Raw genomic sequence first — 19,528 nt, 5'->3', positions numbered from 1 at the left:
TTCGTGATTGATCCAACAGCCACTATCCATCCCAGTTCTGTCATCGAAGAGGGCGCTATTATTGGCGCCCGCGTTCACATTGGCCCGTTTTGCTTTATTGGTGCGAATGTTGAGATCGGTGAAGGAACGGTACTGAAGTCACATGTTGTGGTGAACGGCCACACGCGCATCGGTAAAGATAATCAGATTTATCAGTTCGCCTCAATTGGCGAAGTGAATCAGGATCTGAAATATGCCGGTGAGCCAACACGGGTTGAGATCGGTGATCGTAACCGCATCCGTGAAAGCGTGACGATTCATCGCGGCACCACGCAGGGTGGCCAGGTCACCACAGTGGGCAGCGATAATCTGCTGATGGTTAATGCTCACATCGCGCATGACTGCGTGATTGGCAACCGCTGTATCTTCGCCAACAACGCCACCCTGGGTGGTCACGTGACGGTCGATGATTTCGCCATTATTGGCGGCATGACAGCGGTACATCAGTGGTGCATCATCGGTGCTCACGTGATGGTTGGCGGCTGTTCGGGCGTGGCGCAGGATGTGCCGCCTTACGTTATTGCGCAGGGCAACCACGCTACGCCGTTCGGGATCAATATCGAAGGTCTCAAGCGTCGTGGCTTCAGCAAAGAGTCGTTGCACGCTATCCGCAACGCCTACAAGTTGCTCTATCGCAGCGGCAGAACGCTGGAGGAAGTGAAACCGGAGATCGAAGCCATCGCACAACAGCACAGCGAAGTGCAACCTTTCTACGATTTCTTCACCCGTTCAACCCGTGGATTAATTCGTTAATCCATGTCAGCGCGTCCCTTAACGATTGCCCTGGTCGCCGGAGAAACCTCCGGCGATATTCTTGGTGCAGGTCTGATCCGTGCCCTGAAAGCCCGTCATCCGGATGCACGCTTTGTCGGCGTGGCGGGTCCCCTGATGCAGGCAGAAGGGTGTGAAGCCTGGTATGAGATGGAAGAGCTGGCGGTGATGGGCATTGTCGAGGTGCTCGGTCGCCTGCGACGCCTGCTGACAATCCGTCGCGATCTCACCCGGCGTTTTACCGAACTCCGACCCGATGTCTTTGTCGGGATTGATGCGCCCGATTTCAATATCACGCTGGAAGGCAATCTTAAACGCACTGGCATTCGCACTATCCATTATGTCAGCCCCTCGGTGTGGGCATGGCGGCAAAAGCGTGTCTTTAAGATTGGTCGTAACACCGACCTGGTGCTGGCGTTCCTGCCATTTGAAAAAGCTTTTTACGATCGCTATAACGTTCCCTGTCGTTTTATCGGTCACACCATGGCGGATGCCATGCCGCTGCAACCCGATAAGCTGGCTGCACGCCGTCATCTGGGCATTGCCGATGATGCGCTCTGCCTGGCCTTGCTGCCCGGCAGCCGGGGTGCGGAAGTGGAAATGCTCAGCGCCGATTTTCTGAAAACCGCTCAGTTGCTGCGTCGTCACTATCCGGCGCTGGAAATCGTGGTGCCGCTGGTCAACGCCCGTCGCCGCGAACAGTTTGAGAAGATTAAAGCCGAAACCGCCCCCGAACTGCCGATGCATCTGCTTGATGGTCAGGGACGTGAGGCGATGATTGCGAGCGATGCCGCACTCCTGGCGTCAGGCACTGCCGCACTGGAGTGCATGCTGGCAAAATGCCCAATGGTCGTCGGTTATCGCATGAAGCCGGCCACCTTCTGGCTGGCGAAACGGCTTGTCAAAACCCCTTACGTCTCGCTGCCAAACCTGCTGGCAGGGCGTGAGCTGGTCAAAGAGTTACTGCAGGATGAGTGTCAGCCTGAAGCCCTGGCCGCAGCGTTAGATCCGCTGCTGCATGCCGGGCCTGAGCGAGAAACACTCCTGCAGACGTTTCATGAATTACATCAACAGATCCGCTGGAACGCCGATGAGCAGGCAGCGGATGCGGTACTGGAGCTGGTGAATGCCTGATTTTATCTATCCTGTCGCCAGACTGATTGCCGGTGTGGACGAAGTGGGGCGCGGTCCGCTGGTTGGCGCGGTCGTTACTGCCGCGGTGATCCTCGATCCGGCAAACCCGATTACCGGCCTGGCCGACTCGAAGAAACTGTCTGAAAAGCGCCGCCTCGCGTTGTATGACGAAATCAAAGAGAAAGCGCTGGCATGGAGTCTGGGACGCGCAGAGCCTGAAGAGATCGATCAGCTCAACATTCTGCATGCCACTATGCTGGCGATGCAGCGCGCCGTAGCTGGCCTTGGCATTCAGCCCGATTATGTGCTGATTGATGGTAATCGTTGCCCGGCATTGCCAATGCCTTCACAGGCGGTAGTTAAAGGGGATAGTCTGGTTGCCGAAATCAGTGCAGCATCGATCATCGCCAAAGTGTCGCGTGACCAGGAGATGACCGAACTCGATCTGCTGTTCCCGCAGTATGGTTTTGCGCAGCACAAAGGTTATCCGACGGCGCTGCATATGGAAAAACTGACGCAGTATGGCGTCACGCCGCACCACCGTCGCAGTTTTGCGCCCGTACGCAATGCGCTGCTCGATGCTGAAGTACTGGCTGCACGCCAGACCCTTACGCTTTAATAGCCTGACGCTGTTTTAACCGGAAACTGATATGGCTGAACCCCGTTTTATACATCTGCGTGTCCACAGTGACTATTCGATGATTGATGGCCTGGCGAAAACCGGGCCGTTAATCAAGAAGGCGGCAGCCCTTGGCATGCCGGCTATCGCGATTACCGACTTCACTAACCTCTGTGGCCTGGTGAAATTTTACGGTGGCGCACATAGCGCAGGGATAAAGCCGGTCATTGGTGCCGATTTCAACGTTGCCAGTGAGCTGATGGGGGATGAACTGACACAGCTTACTGTGCTGGCGTCCAGTAATACCGGATATCAGAACCTGACGCTGCTGATCTCCCGTGCCTATCAGCGTGGGTATGGCGTGGACGGACCGATCATCGACCGCGACTGGCTGATTGAATTGCAGGAAGGATTAATCCTGCTGTCGGGCGGACGGCGCGGCGATGTGGGTCGCAGCCTGCTGCGCGGCAACAATGCCCTGGTTTCGCAATGCCTGTCGTTTTACCAGCAACATTTCCCCGATCGCTACTACCTGGAGCTGATACGTACCGGCCGTCAGGACGAAGAGAGCTATCTGCATGCGGCAGTTGAACTGGCGATTGCAGAGGGAATACCGGTGGTTGCCACCAATGAAGTCTGCTTTATCAATGCAGAAGATTTCGATGCGCACGAAATTCGCGTTGCCATTCATGATGGCTATACGCTGGATGATCCCAAGCGTCCGCGCAACTACAGTCCTCAGCAATATATGCGCAGCGAAGAGGAGATGTGCGAGCTCTTCTCGGACATCCCGGAAGCGCTGGAAAACAGCGTAGAGATTGCTAAGCGTTGTAACGTCACGGTCCGGCTGGGCGAATACTTCCTGCCGCAGTTCCCGACCGGTGATATGACCACCGAAGATTATCTGGTGGTGAAATCCCGTGAGGGTCTGGAAGAGCGTCTGGAGTTCCTGTTCCCGGACGAAGCCGAACGCCTTGAGAAACGCCCGGAATATGATGAACGTCTGGAGATTGAACTCAACGTTATTAACCAGATGGGTTTCCCCGGCTACTTCCTGATCGTAATGGAGTTCATCCAGTGGTCCAAGGACAACGGCGTGCCGGTCGGGCCGGGGCGTGGTTCCGGTGCCGGTTCGCTGGTGGCCTATGCGCTGAAAATCACCGATATCGATCCGCTGGAATTTGACCTGCTGTTCGAACGCTTCCTGAACCCGGAACGCGTCTCGATGCCCGATTTCGACGTCGACTTCTGCATGGAGAAGCGCGATCAGGTGATCGAACACGTTGCAGATATGTACGGACGTGAAGCGGTTTCCCAGATTATTACCTTTGGCACCATGGCGGCGAAAGCGGTCATTCGCGATGTGGGCCGCGTGCTGGGACATCCTTACGGCTTCGTTGACCGCATTTCAAAACTGATCCCGCCCGATCCCGGCATGACGCTGGAAAAAGCTTTTATTGCTGAACCGCAGCTTCCCGCCATGTATGACGCGGACGAAGAGGTTAAAGCGCTGATCGACATGGCGCGCAAGCTGGAAGGGGTCACGCGTAACGCCGGTAAACATGCGGGCGGCGTGGTCATTGCGCCAACGAAGATCACCGATTTTGCGCCGCTCTATTGTGATGAGCATGGGCAGTTCCCGGTAACTCAGTTCGATAAAAATGATGTGGAATATGCCGGCCTGGTGAAGTTCGACTTCCTGGGTCTGCGTACGCTGACCATCATCGACTGGGCGCTGAAGATGATCAACCCGCGCCGGGAAAAGCAGGGGCTGGAGCCGATCGATATCGCCTCTATCCCGCTGGACGATAAGAAAAGCTTCGATATGCTGCAGCGCTCGGAAACCACTGCGGTGTTCCAGCTTGAATCGCGCGGCATGAAAGATCTGATTAAGCGTCTGAAGCCCGACTGCTTCGAAGATATGATCGCACTGGTGGCGCTGTTCCGTCCTGGCCCACTGCAGTCCGGCATGGTGGATAACTTCATTGACCGTAAGCATGGCCGTGAAGCGATCTCCTATCCTGACATTCAGTGGCAGCACGAAAGCCTGAAGCCGGTGCTGGAACCGACCTACGGCATCATCCTCTATCAGGAACAGGTGATGCAGATCGCCCAGGTTCTCTCCGGTTACACGCTGGGCGGTGCGGATATGCTGCGTCGCGCCATGGGTAAAAAGAAACCCGAGGAGATGGCCAAACAGCGTTCTGTATTCCGCGACGGTGCCGAAAGCATGGGCATCGACGGGGAACTGTCGATGAAGATCTTCGATCTGGTAGAAAAATTTGCAGGTTATGGCTTTAACAAGTCACACTCTGCGGCCTACGCACTCGTCTCCTACCAGACGCTGTGGCTGAAGGCGCACTATCCGGCTGAATTTATGGCTGCGGTCATGACCGCCGATATGGATAACACCGAGAAAGTGGTTGGCCTGGTCGATGAGTGCTGGCGGATGGGACTGAAAGTCCTGCCGCCTGATATCAACTCCGGTCTCTATCAGTTCCATGTTAATGACGCGGGCGAGATCGTTTACGGTATCGGCGCGATCAAAGGCGTCGGTGAAGGCCCGATCGAAGCGATCATCGACGCCCGTAACGAAGGCGGTTATTTCCGCGAGTTATTTGATCTCTGCGCCCGTACCGACACCAAAAAGATCAACCGTCGGGTAATGGAAAAATTGATCATGTCCGGGGCCTTTGATCGCCTTGGACCGCATCGTGCTGCGCTGATGAGTTCACTCAGTGACGCGTTAAAAGCGGCCGATCAGCACGCGAAAGCGGAAGCGATTGGCCAGGCTGATATGTTTGGCGTACTGGCGGAAGAGCCGGAGCAGGTTGAGAAATCGTACGCCAGCGTCACGCCGTGGCCTGAGCAGGTGCAGCTGGATGGCGAACGGGAAACGCTGGGGCTTTACCTTACCGGCCACCCGATTAATCAGTACCTGAAAGAAATTGAGCGTTACGTTGGCGGGGTGCGGCTGAAAGATATGCATCCTACCGATCGGGGTAAAATTACCGTGGCGGCCGGTCTGGTGATCGCGGCACGGGTAATGGTCACCAAACGCGGCAACCGAATTGGTATCTGTACTCTGGACGATCGCTCCGGTCGTCTTGAGGTGATGTTATTTACCGATGCGTTAGATAAATACCAGCAGTTGCTGGAGAAAGACCGAATTCTGATCGTCAGCGGACAGGTCAGCTTTGATGACTTCAGTGGTGGCCTTAAAATGACCGCTCGTGAAGTCATGGACATCGACGAAGCTCGCGAAAAATACGCGCGCGGACTTGCTATCTCGCTGACGGACAGGCAAATTGATGACCAGCTATTAAACCGACTCCGTCAGTCTCTGGAACCTCATCGATCAGGGACTATTCCGGTGCATCTCTACTATCAGAGAGCCGACGCGCGAGCGAAGCTGCGCTTTGGTGCAGCGTGGCGAATTTCGCCCAGCGATCGTTTACTTAACGATCTGCGCTCGTTGATTGGATCGGAGCAGGTGGAACTGGAGTTTGACTAGAACAGGAACATTATGAGTCTTAATTACCTGGATTTTGAACAGCCAATTGCAGAACTGGAAGCGAAGATCGATTCGCTGACCTCAATTGGTCGTCAGGATGATAAACACGTTAATCTGGATGAAGAAGTTCAGCGTCTGCGTGAGAAAAGCGTTGAGCTGACCCGTAAGATCTTCGCCGATTTGGGCGCATGGCAAATCGCTCAGCTGGCGCGTCATCCTTTGCGTCCTTACACCTTTGACTACGTGCGCAACGCCTTCGACGATTTCGATGAGCTGGCGGGCGACCGTGCTTATGCCGATGACAAAGCGATTGTGGGCGGGATTGCACGTCTTGATGGACGTCCGGTGATGATCATCGGGCACCAGAAAGGCCGTGAAACCAAAGAGAAAATTCGCCGTAACTTCGGCATGCCAGCACCGGAAGGCTATCGCAAAGCGCTGCGCCTGATGGAGATGGCTGAGCGTTTCAAAATGCCAATCATCACCTTCATCGACACACCGGGTGCCTATCCGGGTGTGGGCGCGGAAGAGCGTGGGCAGTCTGAAGCGATTGCCCGCAACCTGCGTGAAATGTCTGGCCTGAAAGTGCCGGTGATCTGTACGGTCATCGGTGAGGGTGGTTCAGGTGGTGCGCTGGCGATTGGCGTGGGCGACAAAGTGAATATGCTGCAGTACAGCACCTATTCAGTGATCTCGCCGGAAGGCTGTGCATCTATTCTGTGGAAAAGCGCTGACAAAGCGCCGCTGGCCGCTGAAGCGATGGGCATTACCGCTCACCGTCTGAAAGAGCTGAAGCTGATTGACTCCGTGATCCCTGAGCCGCTGGGTGGCGCGCATCGCCGTCCGGTTGATATGGCGCAGTCACTGAAGCAGCAGCTGCTGGCCGATCTGGCCGATCTCGATGGATTTAGCACTGAAGAGCTGCTGGATCGTCGTTATCAGCGCCTGATGAGCTACGGCTACGCCTGATTTAGCCCCATCCATAAAAGCGGACTCCGGTCCGCTTTTTTATGCCGCCGGTTTATCTCCGCACGCTATTCCCCTCTCTTTCAGCGCCATCCGATAGCCGCCTTGCTACACCTTCCGCGGGTTAGCGGTTATGCTTGTCCGGTTCCACAATAATCAGGGAGATGGGCATTGAATATTCTGGCGATCATGGGCGCGCACGGCGTGTTTTATAAAGATGAACCGTTACGCGAACTCGACGCGGCGTTAAATCTGCAAGGCTTCAGGCTGCTTTACCCGAAAAACAGTGACGATCTGCTGAAACTGATCGAGCACAATCCGCGTATCAGCGGCGTCATCTTCGACTGGGACGCGCACAACAGTCCGGAACTCTGCGGTGAGATTAATCAGCTCAACGAATACCTGCCGCTGTACGCCTTTATCAACACCCACTCGCAGATGGACATCAGCGTCAATGAGATGCGTATGCCGCTGCACTTTTTTGAGTACGCGCTGAATGCCGCTGACGATATCGCGCTGCATATCCGGCAATATACCGATGACTATCTCGACCACATTACGCCGCCGCTGACTAAAGCGTTGTTCACCTATGTGAAAGAGGGCAAGTACACCTTCTGCACGCCGGGCCATATGGCGGGTACCGCGTTTCAGAAGAGCCCGGTGGGCTGCCTGTTCTACGATTTCTTCGGGGCCAATACCCTGAAATCGGACATCTCAATTTCCGTTACCGAACTGGGTTCGCTGCTTGATCACACCGGTCCGCACCTTGAAGCGGAGGAGTACATTGCACGCACTTTTGGTGCCGAGCAGAGTTACATGGTGACCAACGGGACCTCAACGTCGAACAAAATTGTCGGCATGTATGCCGCACCGGCGGGCAGCACCGTGCTGATCGATCGCAACTGCCACAAGTCACTGACCCATCTGCTGATGATGAGCGATCTTATCCCCATCTGGCTGAAGCCGACCCGCAATGCGTTGGGTATTCTCGGCGGTATCCCGAAGCAGGAGTTCACCCGCGAGAGTATTTCGCTCAAGGTGGCTGCCACCGACCGTGCCACGTGGCCGGTTCATGCGGTGATCACCAACTCCACCTATGATGGGCTGCTCTACAATACCCAGTACATCAAAGAGACACTGGATGTACCGTCGATTCATTTCGATTCAGCGTGGGTGCCTTACACCAATTTCCATCCGATCTACGCCGGTAAAAGTGGCATGAGTGGCGACCGCATCCCGGGCAAAGTGGTGTATGAGACGCAATCGACCCACAAACTGCTGGCGGCGTTTTCGCAGGCATCAATGATTCACATTAAGGGCGACTACGACGAACAGACGTTTAACGAAGCCTACATGATGCACACCACCACCTCGCCCAATTACGCCATCGTCTCCTCTATTGAAACTGCTGCTGCTATGCTGCGTGGCAATCCCGGTAAACGACTGATCAATCGCTCGGTGGAGCGCGCGCTGCACTTCCGTCGGGAGATCCAGCGCCTGCGCGAGGAGTCCGATAGCTGGTTCTTTGATATCTGGCAGCCGGAAGAGGTTGATGAAGCGCAATGCTGGCCGATCCAGCCCGGCGACGAAGAGTGGCACGGATTTACTCAGGCCGATCGCGATCACATGTACCTGGATCCGATCAAAGTCACCATTCTGACGCCGGGCATGAGCGAACTGGGGAAGATGGCGGAAGAGGGGATCCCGGCGGCGCTGGTGGCGAAGTTTCTGGATGAGCGCGGCATCGTGGTGGAGAAAACCGGTCCCTATAACCTGCTGTTCCTGTTCAGCATCGGTATCGACAAAACCAAAGCGATGAGCGTGCTGCGCGGACTGACCGAGTTCAAACGCGCCTACGATCTTAATCTGCGGGTGAAAAACATGCTGCCGGATCTCTATGCCGAAGATCCTGACTTCTATCGCAATATGCGCATCCAGACACTGGCGCAGGGGATCCATCAGCTGATCCGCCATCACGATCTGCCACGTCTGATGCTGCAGGCATTTGATGTCCTGCCCGAAATGAAGATGACGCCGCATCAGGCGTTTCAGCAGCAGGTGAAGGGCAACATCGAAACGGTGGATCTCAGCGAGCTGGTCGGGCGGGTGTCGGCCAATATGATTCTGCCTTATCCGCCAGGCGTTCCACTGGTGATGCCAGGCGAGATGATTACTGAGAAGAGCCGCGCGGTGCTCGATTTTCTGCTGATGCTGTGCAGCATTGGACGGCATTATCCGGGCTTCGAAACGGATATTCACGGTGCCAGCCTGACCGAAGAGGGCGAGTATCGCGTCCGCGTGCTGAAAAACGACCTCGCATAAACCTTTAAACGACTATCAGCGGCAGGGTGTCTGCGGACAGCCTGCCCGAATCAGGGAATTGAACATGTTGCAGTTAACCGCTATTCACCACATCGCCATCATCGCCTCTGACTATCAGCGCAGCAAAGCATTCTATTGTGACGTACTGGGTTTCCGTCTGATGGGCGAATATTACCGCGAAGCGCGGGACTCCTGGAAAGGCGACCTTGCCCTACAGGATCGCTATACCATTGAGCTGTTCTCTTTTCCTGAGCCGCCGGCGCGAGTCAGCCATCCCGAGGCGTGTGGCCTGCGTCATCTGGCCTTTACCGTGCCGGATGTTGCCGCTGCCGTCGCGACGCTGGCCGATAAAGGCGTTATCTGCGAGCCGATTCGCATTGATGACCTGACCGGTAAACAATGCACTTTCTTTGCCGATCCGGATGGTTTGCCGCTGGAGCTTTATCAGGCGTAAAATAGCGCGCTCAGCGGGCGACATTCAGTGGCCCGATTTTCTGGATTCTGCCATGTCTTTGCCCGCTTTTGACACTCTGTTGCAATCTGATGCCGCCCTGGTGGTCGCATTCAGCGGTGGACTGGATTCAACCGTGCTGCTGCATCAGCTTCGCGGCTGGCAGCAGCAGCATCCTCAGTTGCGCCTGCGGGCACTGCATGTTCACCATGGGCTTAGCCCGAATGCCGATCGCTGGGCAACCCATTGCCAGACGATTTGCGCGCAGTGGCAGCTGCCCTGTGAAGTGCTCCGCGTTAACGTTGATGGCCGGGAAAACGGCATTGAAGCGGCCGCCCGAACCGCCCGTTATCAGGCGCTGAGTGCGGCACTGCAGCCGGGCGAAGTGTTACTCACTGCGCAGCACCTCGACGATCAGTGCGAAACATTCCTGCTGGCGCTGAAGCGCGGCAGTGGTCCCGCCGGGCTGGCAGCGATGCCCGCTACACGCGCGCTGGGTTCTCATCAGCTGGTGCGTCCGCTGCTGAATCAGACGCGACAGTCGCTTGAAGCCTATGCCGACGCGCATCAGCTGGTGTGGATTGAAGATGAGAGCAATCAGGATCTTCGCTACGACCGCAACTTTCTGCGTCAGCGGCTGCTGCCTGAGCTTCACCAGCGCTGGCCCCATTTTGCCGAGGCAGCGGCCCGCAGTGCGGCGTTATGCAGTGAGCAGGAGCAGTTGCTGGATGAACTGCTCGTCGGGCAACTGGCAGAGCTGATCCAGCCTGATGGCAGCCTGCACTTTCCACCCTTAATGGCCATGAGTGAGCTGCGTGCTAATGCCTTATTGCGGCGCTGGATCGCCGGACAGGGGGGGGCGATGCCGTCCCGTGAAGCGCTGAAACACATCCACGACGAAGTGATGGCGAGCCGGGAGGATGCGCAGCCCCGGCTGCGATTCGGTCAGGCTGAACTCCGTCGTTACCGTCAGCAGCTCTACTGGCTGCCGTTGTTCAATTCACTGCGCGACACCGCGCTGGCATGGCCCGATCTCTGCCAGCCGCTGGCGTTACCGCAGAATCTCGGCACGCTGCGTGCCAGCCAGTCGCAGAGCCTGTTGCGCTATCCTGAGCCGGATGAGCAGGTCAGCGTGCGGTTTCACGCACAGGGTCATGTCCATCTGGTGGGCCGTCGTGGCGGAAGGGAAATGAAAAAACTGTGGCAGGAGTTGCAGATACCGCCGTGGCAGCGTGAACGGCTGCCGTTAATTTTTTATAACCAGACGCTGGTCTGCGTTCCGACTCTCTTTGTCACCCGTGATGGCGCGGCCCCTGATCAGCAGGGCTGGCAGATAGTCTGGGATGGGGCATCCGGCGCAGGAGAACAACAATAATGAAACAGTGGCTTATTGCCTGTTTAGCGGTCACCGTGTTACCGGCATGGGCAGCGGGTGATGCGCAGCGCGGCGCACAGAAAGCGGGCAGTTGCATGGCCTGTCATGGCGCAGCAGGAAAAGCGGCGGTGCCGCTCTATCCTGACCTGGCCGGGCAGCACGCACCTTATCTGGAACATGCGCTGCAGGCCTATAAAAAGGGCGAACGCAGTGGCGGTCAGGCTGAAGTCATGAAGGCGTTTGTGGCGGGATTGAGTGACAGCGATATGGCGGATTTAGCGGCGTACTACAGTTCGTTGCAGCCCTGAAGTTTAACAGGGCGGAAAGGTCCCGCCCTGAATGCGTAGGTTACTCTGCGCTGACAACCACCGTACCCAACTCGGGATGGGTGAAGCTGGCGATATGGTCGAGACGTAATTCGCGATGTTCACCGGAAAGATCGATAGCCAGATATTCAACGTTCTTACGTGAAAAGATCTCTTTGGCTTTTGCCTTAAGCTGCTCGCCATCTTTCATTTCCAGCGACAGCATCCAGTTGTTCTGGCAGGCGAGTTCCAGATTATCGTAATCATCGCAATTGATAGGTTGGTACGCTTCATTTATCAACATAGTCGCTCACCAATAAGTTAGCAGCGGCGTAGGCCGCCTGTTCCCTGACAGAAGAGTTTAGCTCAGTATTTGCGGCAACATCATTAAGTGCCTTCAATGCGCAGCCAATCGCATCCGGTATGTAACCTAAATCCCCGCTGCCGATTTCGGCATACTTCCGGCGAACTAACTCACAATAATTTTGCACGTGGCCCTCCTCGGCAGAGCGTAAATACTCTGGTTAACTGGCGACTATATCATAGCCATTTAGAGGAAATCAGCCTGCGTAAAGCAGGAACAGTGCGCGAATCACTGCTAAAGTGACAGATTCCGCTGTCTTAGGCGGAATAAATCAGAGCACAAAAGGTTAATTTGATGAACAGGTTATCGGAGGTCAACGTGGTTAAGGTGTGGGGAGCGAGCTTATGATTATGCTATCCCGTTCGGTTGAGATTCCGGAGAGTGAGATTGAGCTGACGGCGATTCGTGCTCAGGGCGCAGGCGGACAACATGTCAATAAAGCCAGCACCGCCATTCATCTGCGCTTCGATATCGCTGCCTCTTCACTGCCCGCGTTTTATAAAGAGCGGCTGCTCACCGCCACTCATCATTTGATTACCGGTGATGGCGTTGTAGTGATCAAGGCGCAGGAGTATCGCAGTCAGGAGATGAATCGTGAAGCGGCGCTGCAACGTCTGGTTAATCTGATCCAGGAGCTGAGTACCGTGGAAAAAGCCCGGCGCGCCACGCGGCCGACCCGCGCCTCAAAAGAGCGCCGTCTGGAAGGAAAAGCCCGCCGCAGTTCAACTAAATCTATGCGCGGCAAGGTACAATAAAAAACGCCTCGCAGGCGGGGCGTTTGAGTACTTACAACGTCAGGGGCGAGCGGCGAAGAGATCGAGCCTGCTCAGGGAACGGGGTCAGATCGGAAAGTCGCTAACGCCATCCATGGCCGCTCGGCCCGCACCGTCCCTGGCGCGGGACGCTTTCCTCTCCTGACCCGGTTCCCTTCGTGTTGAGCTCATCTGTTGTGGCCAGATTCAGCCCGCTTTGATTAACGCTAAGAACTTACTTACTCAGAGCCTTCAGCAGGAATTCAACAATTTCATCCTGCTTAATCATCTGCTTCTCACCGGCACGACGTGATTTGTACTCAATCTCCTGATTATCGAGATTGCGGTCACCAATGACGATGGTGTGTGGCACACCGATCAGTTCCATATCAGCGAACATCACGCCCGGACGCTCTTTACGGTCATCCAGAATAACCTCAACGCCTTTAGCACGCAGGGTGGCATACAGCTCTTCCGCCAGCTCTTTAACCCGGAACGATTTCTGCATATTCATTGGCAGAATCGCAACCTCGAAAGGTGCCAGTGCGGCTGGCCAGATAATGCCGCGGTCATCATGGTTCTGCTCAATGGCTGCCGCAACAACGCGGGTGATGCCGATGCCGTAGCAGCCCATGCTCATCACCTGATTGCGGCCATCTTCGCCCTGAACAGACGCTTTCAGCGCGTCAGAATACTTGGTGCCGAGCTGGAAAATATGACCGACTTCGATGCCGCGCTTAATCTGCAGCGTGCCTTTACCATCCGGGCTTAAATCGCCTTCGACCACGTTACGGATATCCGCAACGCTGGCCAGCGGCAGATCGCGCTCCCAGTTAATGCCGAAGTAGTGCTTACCATCGACGTTGGCACCGGCGCTGAAGTCGCTCATCTTCGCCACGGTACGATCAGCAATAACAGGCATCTGCAGACCAACCGGGCCGATTGAACCCGGTCCGGCACCCACTGCAGCGCGAATCTCTTCTTCGGTCGCGAACACCAGCGGTGACGCAACGATCTCTGACTTCTCCGCTTTGATCTCATTAAGCTGATGATCGCCGCGTACCAGCAGGGCAACCAGCGCGTGGCCGCTCTCTTCAGCACCTTTAACAATCAGCGTTTTCACTGTTTTTTCAACAGGCACATTGAATTGCTCAACCAGCTCCGCGATGGTTTTTGCGTCTGGCGTCTCGACCAGTTGCATCTCCTGCGACGGCGCTGCGCGCTCACCAGCGGGTGCGACGGCTTCGGCCAGCTCAATGTTGGCCGCGTAATCAGAATCGGTAGAGAAGATCACATCATCTTCACCGCTCTGCGCCAGAACCTGGAACTCATGGGAGGCGCTGCCGCCAATCGAGCCGGTGTCGGCCTGCACGGCGCGGAAATCCAGACCCATACGGCTGAAGATCTGGCTATAGGCGCGGTACATCGCGTCATACGTTTCCTGCAGCGACTCCTGCGAAACGTGGAACGAGTAAGCATCTTTCATGATGAATTCACGTGACCGCATCACGCCAAAGCGCGGACGGACTTCATCACGAAATTTGGTCTGGATCTGATAGAGGTTGAGCGGCAGTTGCTTATAAGAGCTCAGCTCATTGCGGATCAGGTCAGTGACCACCTCTTCATGCGTCGGACCCAGCACGAACGGACGCTCGTGGCGATCTGCAATACGTAACAGTTCCGGGCCATACTCCTCCCAGCGACCGCTCTCCTGCCACAGGTCGGCGGGCTGCACAACCGGCATTAAAATCTCAACCGCGCCCGCGTTGTTCATCTCTTCGCGCACGATGTTTTCGACTTTTTTCAGCACGCGAACCCCGGTCGGTAACCAGGTGTACAAGCCAGAAGCCAGTTTGCGGATCATACCGGCGCGCAGCATCAGCTGGTGGCTGATCACTTCAGCGTCGGAAGGCGTCTCTTTCTGAGTAGAGAGCAGATATTGAGTAGTACGCATTGATTACGGTTCCAGTTGATCGGAAAGTCACAGACAGAATTTTGCTGGCGGCTAGTGTACCAGTGAGATCACCGGCTCAAAAGCGGGTTTTAACGCGGGTCGATAGCGATCACTTCAGTACCGGCATCGTCAATGCGCCAGCGTACATTAAAATCCATCAGCCAGGCCGCATATTCCCGCGCCTGCGTTTCGCCCTGACGGTAAGCGGGACGGGGATCCTGTGCCAGCACTTCACTGATAAAGCGAGCCAGATTGGGGTAGCGCGACTGCTGGTGAAGCTGCTGTTGTGCCAGCGCGGAGAAGCGAACCGGCATATCAGCCGCAGGTGCCGCCTGAGCAAAACCCGCCTGGGCATGCGGCAATGCTTCGGCAAAGGGCAGATAAGGTTTGATATCCACCACCGGGGTGCCATCGACCAGATCCAGACTGCCAAGCTGCAGGATCACCTGCTGTTTTTCAATCCTGATACCTTTTAGCTCAACCAGCGACATGCCAATGGGATTGGGACGGAACGTTGAACGTGTCGCAAATACACCCATGCGCGCATTGCCGCCCAGCCGGGGAGGGCGAACCGTGGGACGCCAGCCGCCCTCCATCGTCTGATGGAAGACAAACAGCAGCCAGAGGTGGCTGAACGCTTCCAGTCCACGCACCGCTTCCGGCTGATTGTAAGGTGGCTGCAGGTGCAGTTCGCCGCCGCCATCCTGCACCAGCCCTGGCTGGCGCGGCACGGCAAACTTCTCCTTCCACGGTGAGCGGATTACCCCAATTTGCGCAAAGGCGAATTCACTCATTGATTGCTGACTTTCAGTGCCGAACCCTGACACACCGCCTGACGATAGCAGCCTGGCGTGCCGGTGACGATTTCACACTGATGCAGCAGCACCGCATTAGCTTTCATCTGTGACGCTTTGATCTGCAGACGTTTACGTGCAGTAGCGATGTTGGCTGGGGAGTTCTGATTACTCATCTGGCAATCTTCAGCGGAGACTTCACCCAGATCGCGGAACGGCTTGCTGACCAGATCGGCGGCATCGGTATAGAGCTTAACCGGTGCCGGTCGTGACACAGGCTTGCGGGTGGGTTCACTGGATTGCTGCGGCCGGGACGGTGCGCTGCTTATCGGGTGATACTCATGAACACACCCTGTCAGCATCAATGCTAACAAGCAGAGCGGTAAAAAACGCATGGCAACATCCTCAGGTTTCAAAAAGTGGCGTTATTGAAACAAGGACAAGAATAAATAACAAGTCGGGCAGGGCACCCAATAACAGAAAGGGCGGCATAGCGCCGCCCTTAAGGAGATGAACAGCTGAATTACCAGCCTTTAACCGCGCCGCCGTTAAAGACTTTGTTAGCGGCATCGTAGACTTCGTCAGACTGATAAGCCTTGACAAATTTCTTCACGTTTTCCGCATCTTTATTATCTTCGCGCGCCACAATCAGGTTCACGTACGGTGAATCTTTATCTTCGACGAAAATACCATCTTTGGCTGGTGTCAGGCCAATCTGGCTGGCGTAGGTGGTGTTGATAACCGCCAGCGCGATCTGCTGATCGTCCAGTGAGCGTGGCAGCTGCGGCGCTTCCAGCTCAACAATTTTCAGATGCTTAGGGTTTTCAGTGATATCCAGCGAGGTTGGCAGCAGGCCCACGCCATCTTTCAGCTTGATCAGACCCACTTTCTGCAGCAGCAGCAGCGTACGGCCCAGGTTGGTCGGGTCGTTTGGAATGGCAACCTGAGCGCCATCCTGCAGCTCATCCAGTGACTTAATCTTTTTCGAATAGCCCGCGATTGGGTAGACGAAGGAGTTACCCACTGAAACCAGCTTGTAGCCACGATCTTTGATTTGCTGATCCAGATACGGTTTGTGCTGGAAAGCGTTGACGTCGATATCGCCTTTGCTCAGCGCTTCATTCGGCAGTACGTAATCGTTGAAGGTGACCAGCTCAACGTCCAGACCATATTTCTCTTTGGCAACTTTCTGCGCTGCTTCAGCAACCTGCTGCTCAGCACCGACAATCACACCCACTTTGATGTGGTTAGGGTCTTTCTCTTTTTGATCGCATCCTGCCAGCGCAATCGCGCCAATCAGTGCACCCACAGCGGCAATTTTCTTGAATCTGAAAGACATATCCTTTCCTTCTTAATAATGTGATATTGCTGGCTTATTTATGGGACACCGCATGCACGATGCGGTCGCCACAGAATTGAATGAGATACACCAAAACCACTAACAACACCAATACCGTATTCATCACAGTGGCGTTATATCCGATATAACCATACTGATAACCGATCTGGCCCAGACCACCGGCACCCACCGCGCCACCCATGGCGGAGTAACCAACCAGGGTAATCAGGGTGATGGTCGCAGCATTCACCAGGCCAGGCATCGCTTCCGGCAGCAGAACCTTACGGATGATCTGCATTGGCGTGGCGCCCATAGCTCGTGACGCTTCAATCAGTCCGGTTGGCAGTTCCAGCAAGGCATTTTCAACCATACGTGCGATAAACGGTGCCGCGCCAACGGTCAACGGCACGATGGCCGCCTGCAGTCCGATTGAGGTGCCGACGATTACGCGAGTAAAAGGAATCATCCAGACCAGTAAGATAATGAAAGGAATGGAGCGGAAGATATTCACCAGCGCGGAGAGCACGCGATAAAGTCCCTGATTCTGCAGAATCTGGCCCGGACGGGTGACATAGAGTAAAACGCCGACCGGCAGACCCAGCACAAAACCGAAAAAGCCCGAGACGAAGGTCATCATCAGCGTTTCCCACACGCCCCGTCCCAGCAACCACATCATCGCTTCAGACATAACCTAACACCTCTACTTTCACATGATTCTCCTTCAGCCAGGCTATCGCCTCGCGGGTATCGCTTTCTGTGCCGTGCATTTCGGCCAGCATAATGCCGAACTTCACGCCACCGGCGTAATCCATCTGGGCACTGATAATGTTGTTATTCACGTTGTAACGGCGCGCGGCTTCAGACAGCAGCGGCGCATCAACCGATTTACCGGTGAATTCCAGTCGCAGCAGGGGCACGGTGCCTTCAGCGGCGGTGGCAGAAAGGCGCTGCTGGTAATCATCCGGAATATCCAGATGCAGCGTAGACTGAATAAACTGCTGCGCCAGCGGTGTCTTAGGATGAGAGAAGACCTCACTGACGCTATCTTTCTCAATCAGCTCACCGTGACTGATGACCGCAACCTGATCGCAGATGCGTTTCACTACATCCATTTCATGGGTGATCAGCAGAATCGTCAGCCCAAGCCGGCGGTTAATGTCTTTAAGCAATTCCAGAATAGAGCGGGTCGTCGCGGGATCCAGTGCACTGGTAGCTTCATCACACAACAGAACCTTGGGATTGCTGGCCAGGGCGCGGGCAATCGCGACACGCTGCTTCTGACCGCCCGAGAGATTCGCAGGCCAGGCATCATGCTTATCTGATAATCCCACCAGTTCCAGCAGTTCAGTTACGCGAGCCGTGATCTGAGCGTGGGAGAGATTACCGAGTTCCAGTGGAAGAGAGACGTTACCCGCGACGGTACGGGAGTTCATCAGATTAAAGTGCTGGAAGATCATGCCGATCTGGCGGCGCGCCTGGGTTAACTGACGTTCGTTGAGTGCGGTTAAATCAGCACCGTCTACCAGTACGCGGCCCGAAGTAGGGCGCTCCAGCAGGTTAACGCAACGAATCAACGTACTTTTACCGGCACCGGAAGCACCGATAACGCCATAAATCTGTCCGGCAGGCACGTGCAGGCTGACATCCGTTAACGCCGGAACAGACCGCGTGCCTTGCTGAAACACCTTGGTGATATTTTCTATTTTAATCATTATGTTATTTATTATCGTGTTGCGTTGTCCGTGGTGTGGGAAGCCTCGTCGCTTTTATTCGGTATAAAAGCTGGATGGATGTTAAGGCATCCAGACGTCTAAATCAATGGAAGTGATTCAATCTGACATTCTCCCTTTTATAGCAATCATGCGATACTGATCGGCAATTTTTACAGCAGGAGTTTCTACGTGGCGAATAAAGTCCCCGCTATTTTTCTTGATCGTGATGGCACCCTTAATGTCGACAATGGCTATGTCCATGAGATCGATGACTTCCAGTTTATTGACGGCACGATTGAAGCGCTGCAACAACTGAAGGCAATGGGTTTTGCGCTGGTGGTCGTGACCAATCAGTCTGGCATCGCGCGCGGTATGTTTACTGAAGATACCTTTATGCGGCTGACAGAATGGATGGACTGGTCGCTGGCCGATCGCGATGTTGACCTTGATGGCATCTATTTCTGTCCTCACCATCCTGAAGCAACAGTAGCAGAGTTCCGTCAGGCCTGTGACTGCCGCAAGCCTCAGCCGGGTATGCTGCTGACGGCACAGGAAGAACTGAATATTGATATGGCCGCTTCTTATATGGTGGGTGACAAGCTGGAAGACATGCTGGCAGGGCAGGCTGCCGGTGTCGGCATGAAAGTACTGGTGCGCAGCGGCAAACCGGTCACCGCTGAAGGTGAAGCAGCAGCAGATTGGGTGATTAATAGCCTGGCAGAGCTTCCGGCGCGCATTAAAAAGGGGTAAAATGGCGCTTTTGTGCAAATTTCAGACGAACAGAAAAAAAGTCTCAATTTGCACTTGCGCTATCTGAGCCGTTCCCTATAATGCGCCTCCACTGACACGGCAAACCGGAAACGGAAAACGGGTCAGGAGGCACAGGAGACTGCGCCGCCGGAGAAAAACTTCTGAGAAAGAGGTTGACTCTGCAGGAGGAAAGCGTAATATACGCCACCTCGCGACAGGACGCTAACGCACTGTTCGCACTGCTCTTTAACAATTTATCAGACAATCTGTGTGGGCACTCGCAGGATTGATATCAGCGTCTCCGGACGTAAAAAATATCAAGCCTCACGAGTGAACACATAATGAAATTCATTATGACGTTTTACAG

General features: G+C 55.1%; 19 protein-coding genes. 11 read left to right on the top strand and 8 right to left on the bottom strand.

Going from position 1 to position 19,528, the window contains the following annotated elements; genetic code table 11:
* Window positions 1-3: 3 nt before the first annotated feature.
* From lpxA to LC417_RS08620, 9 genes are all read left to right on the top strand, one after another.
* Window positions 4-792: an acyl-ACP--UDP-N-acetylglucosamine O-acyltransferase gene (gene lpxA / locus LC417_RS08660; RefSeq protein WP_010254134.1), complete on the top strand. Its 789-nt coding sequence runs from the start codon at window positions 4-6 to the stop codon at window positions 790-792.
* Window positions 793-795: 3 nt separating this feature from the next.
* Window positions 796-1,944 (top strand): lipid-A-disaccharide synthase, encoded by a 1,149-nt coding sequence (gene lpxB / locus LC417_RS08655; protein ID WP_010254138.1) that lies wholly within the window; start codon window positions 796-798, stop codon window positions 1,942-1,944.
* Window positions 1,937-2,563 carry a ribonuclease HII gene (rnhB, locus tag LC417_RS08650; RefSeq protein ID WP_022625455.1) on the top strand — a complete coding sequence of 209 codons (627 nt, stop codon included), beginning with the start codon at window positions 1,937-1,939 and terminating at the stop codon, window positions 2,561-2,563. Before lpxB ends, rnhB begins: the two co-directional genes overlap by 8 nt.
* Window positions 2,564-2,594: 31 nt before the next feature.
* Window positions 2,595-6,077 (top strand): DNA polymerase III subunit alpha, encoded by a 3,483-nt coding sequence (gene dnaE / locus LC417_RS08645; RefSeq protein ID WP_033756640.1) that lies wholly within the window; start codon window positions 2,595-2,597, stop codon window positions 6,075-6,077.
* Window positions 6,078-6,089: 12 nt separating this feature from the next.
* Window positions 6,090-7,046, top strand: coding sequence for an acetyl-CoA carboxylase carboxyl transferase subunit alpha (gene accA / locus LC417_RS08640; RefSeq protein WP_010254150.1), 957 nt, complete (start codon window positions 6,090-6,092; stop codon window positions 7,044-7,046).
* A gap of 168 nt (window positions 7,047-7,214) precedes the next feature.
* Entirely contained in the window at window positions 7,215-9,365 is a 2,151-nt protein-coding gene (locus LC417_RS08635; RefSeq protein WP_033756642.1) for a lysine decarboxylase LdcC, read from the top strand.
* A gap of 64 nt (window positions 9,366-9,429) precedes the next feature.
* Window positions 9,430-9,819 carry a VOC family protein gene (locus LC417_RS08630; RefSeq protein ID WP_010671867.1) on the top strand — a complete coding sequence of 130 codons (390 nt, stop codon included), beginning with the start codon at window positions 9,430-9,432 and terminating at the stop codon, window positions 9,817-9,819.
* A gap of 52 nt (window positions 9,820-9,871) precedes the next feature.
* Complete coding sequence (tilS, locus tag LC417_RS08625) at window positions 9,872-11,191, top strand: tRNA lysidine(34) synthetase TilS (RefSeq protein ID WP_223565739.1); 1,320 nt, start codon at window positions 9,872-9,874, stop codon at window positions 11,189-11,191.
* Window positions 11,191-11,499 carry a cytochrome c gene (locus tag LC417_RS08620; protein WP_010254164.1) on the top strand — a complete coding sequence of 103 codons (309 nt, stop codon included), beginning with the start codon at window positions 11,191-11,193 and terminating at the stop codon, window positions 11,497-11,499. Before tilS ends, LC417_RS08620 begins: the two co-directional genes overlap by 1 nt.
* Window positions 11,500-11,539: 40 nt before the next feature.
* Here LC417_RS08620 and rof read toward each other — a convergent pair whose 3' ends face one another.
* Together rof and LC417_RS08610 are read right to left on the bottom strand one after the other, a co-directional pair.
* The gene (gene rof / locus LC417_RS08615; protein ID WP_010254167.1) at window positions 11,540-11,800 is read right to left on the bottom strand and encodes a Rho-binding antiterminator; all 261 of its coding nucleotides are present in this window, start codon (window positions 11,798-11,800) and stop codon (window positions 11,540-11,542) included.
* Window positions 11,787-11,987 carry a YaeP family protein gene (locus LC417_RS08610; protein ID WP_010254172.1) on the bottom strand — a complete coding sequence of 67 codons (201 nt, stop codon included), beginning with the start codon at window positions 11,985-11,987 and terminating at the stop codon, window positions 11,787-11,789. Before LC417_RS08610 ends, rof begins: the two co-directional genes overlap by 14 nt.
* 217 nt (window positions 11,988-12,204) lie before the next feature.
* Here LC417_RS08610 and arfB point away from each other — a divergent pair, with 217 nt between their 5' ends.
* A complete protein-coding gene (arfB, locus tag LC417_RS08605; RefSeq protein ID WP_010254175.1) occupies window positions 12,205-12,615 on the top strand; it encodes an alternative ribosome rescue aminoacyl-tRNA hydrolase ArfB in 411 nt (136 codons plus the stop codon).
* 232 nt (window positions 12,616-12,847) lie between these two features.
* On the opposite strand, the gene proS is transcribed toward arfB, so the two are convergent.
* The 6 genes from proS to metN all read right to left on the bottom strand — a co-directional run bounded on the left by proS (window position 12,848) and on the right by metN (window position 18,411).
* On the bottom strand, window positions 12,848-14,566 hold the full coding sequence (proS, locus tag LC417_RS08600) for a proline--tRNA ligase (RefSeq protein WP_223565738.1): 1,719 nt from the start codon (window positions 14,564-14,566) through the stop codon (window positions 12,848-12,850).
* An 89-nt stretch (window positions 14,567-14,655) separates the two neighbouring features.
* The gene (gene tsaA / locus LC417_RS08595) at window positions 14,656-15,360 is read right to left on the bottom strand and encodes a tRNA (N6-threonylcarbamoyladenosine(37)-N6)-methyltransferase TrmO (RefSeq protein ID WP_010254180.1); all 705 of its coding nucleotides are present in this window, start codon (window positions 15,358-15,360) and stop codon (window positions 14,656-14,658) included.
* Complete coding sequence (rcsF, locus tag LC417_RS08590; RefSeq protein WP_010254182.1) at window positions 15,357-15,755, bottom strand: Rcs stress response system protein RcsF; 399 nt, start codon at window positions 15,753-15,755, stop codon at window positions 15,357-15,359. The genes tsaA and rcsF overlap by 4 nt, the downstream gene beginning before the upstream one ends.
* A 128-nt stretch (window positions 15,756-15,883) precedes the next feature.
* Window positions 15,884-16,699 (bottom strand): MetQ/NlpA family lipoprotein, encoded by an 816-nt coding sequence (locus LC417_RS08585; RefSeq protein WP_010254184.1) that lies wholly within the window; start codon window positions 16,697-16,699, stop codon window positions 15,884-15,886.
* A gap of 34 nt (window positions 16,700-16,733) precedes the next feature.
* On the bottom strand, window positions 16,734-17,387 hold the full coding sequence (locus LC417_RS08580) for a methionine ABC transporter permease MetI (RefSeq protein WP_003852613.1): 654 nt from the start codon (window positions 17,385-17,387) through the stop codon (window positions 16,734-16,736).
* A complete protein-coding gene (gene metN / locus LC417_RS08575; RefSeq protein ID WP_223565737.1) occupies window positions 17,380-18,411 on the bottom strand; it encodes a methionine ABC transporter ATP-binding protein MetN in 1,032 nt (343 codons plus the stop codon). The genes LC417_RS08580 and metN overlap by 8 nt, the downstream gene beginning before the upstream one ends.
* Before the next feature lie 189 nt (window positions 18,412-18,600).
* On the opposite strand from metN, the gene gmhB reads away from it, so the two are divergent.
* The gene (gene gmhB / locus LC417_RS08570; RefSeq protein ID WP_031591190.1) at window positions 18,601-19,161 is read left to right on the top strand and encodes a D-glycero-beta-D-manno-heptose 1,7-bisphosphate 7-phosphatase; all 561 of its coding nucleotides are present in this window, start codon (window positions 18,601-18,603) and stop codon (window positions 19,159-19,161) included.
* Window positions 19,162-19,528 lie beyond the last annotated feature (367 nt).

The organism is Pantoea sp. OVA07A (assembly GCF_019969975.1).
GTDB lineage: Bacteria > Pseudomonadota > Gammaproteobacteria > Enterobacterales > Enterobacteriaceae > Pantoea > Pantoea agglomerans.
This window is presented reverse-complemented; position numbering and strand designations above follow the sequence as displayed.

What these genes read in the sequence shown, in the direction of transcription:
- arfB (WP_010254175.1), top strand. Translation starts at nt 12,205, where the DNA reads ATGATTATGCTATCCCGTTCGGTTGAGATTCCGGAGAGTGAGATTGAG.
- lpxB (WP_010254138.1), top strand. Translation starts at nt 796, where the DNA reads ATGTCAGCGCGTCCCTTAACGATTGCCCTGGTCGCCGGAGAAACCTCC.
- LC417_RS08630 (WP_010671867.1), top strand. Translation starts at nt 9,430, where the DNA reads ATGTTGCAGTTAACCGCTATTCACCACATCGCCATCATCGCCTCTGAC.
- rof (WP_010254167.1), bottom strand. Translation starts at nt 11,800, where the DNA reads ATGTTGATAAATGAAGCGTACCAACCTATCAATTGCGATGATTACGAT.
- tilS (WP_223565739.1), top strand. Translation starts at nt 9,872, where the DNA reads ATGTCTTTGCCCGCTTTTGACACTCTGTTGCAATCTGATGCCGCCCTG.
- LC417_RS08580 (WP_003852613.1), bottom strand. Translation starts at nt 17,387, where the DNA reads ATGTCTGAAGCGATGATGTGGTTGCTGGGACGGGGCGTGTGGGAAACG.
- metN (WP_223565737.1), bottom strand. Translation starts at nt 18,411, where the DNA reads ATGATTAAAATAGAAAATATCACCAAGGTGTTTCAGCAAGGCACGCGG.
- LC417_RS08585 (WP_010254184.1), bottom strand. Translation starts at nt 16,699, where the DNA reads ATGTCTTTCAGATTCAAGAAAATTGCCGCTGTGGGTGCACTGATTGGC.
- tsaA (WP_010254180.1), bottom strand. Translation starts at nt 15,360, where the DNA reads ATGAGTGAATTCGCCTTTGCGCAAATTGGGGTAATCCGCTCACCGTGG.
- accA (WP_010254150.1), top strand. Translation starts at nt 6,090, where the DNA reads ATGAGTCTTAATTACCTGGATTTTGAACAGCCAATTGCAGAACTGGAA.
- dnaE (WP_033756640.1), top strand. Translation starts at nt 2,595, where the DNA reads ATGGCTGAACCCCGTTTTATACATCTGCGTGTCCACAGTGACTATTCG.
- LC417_RS08620 (WP_010254164.1), top strand. Translation starts at nt 11,191, where the DNA reads ATGAAACAGTGGCTTATTGCCTGTTTAGCGGTCACCGTGTTACCGGCA.
- rnhB (WP_022625455.1), top strand. Translation starts at nt 1,937, where the DNA reads ATGCCTGATTTTATCTATCCTGTCGCCAGACTGATTGCCGGTGTGGAC.
- proS (WP_223565738.1), bottom strand. Translation starts at nt 14,566, where the DNA reads ATGCGTACTACTCAATATCTGCTCTCTACTCAGAAAGAGACGCCTTCC.
- rcsF (WP_010254182.1), bottom strand. Translation starts at nt 15,755, where the DNA reads ATGCGTTTTTTACCGCTCTGCTTGTTAGCATTGATGCTGACAGGGTGT.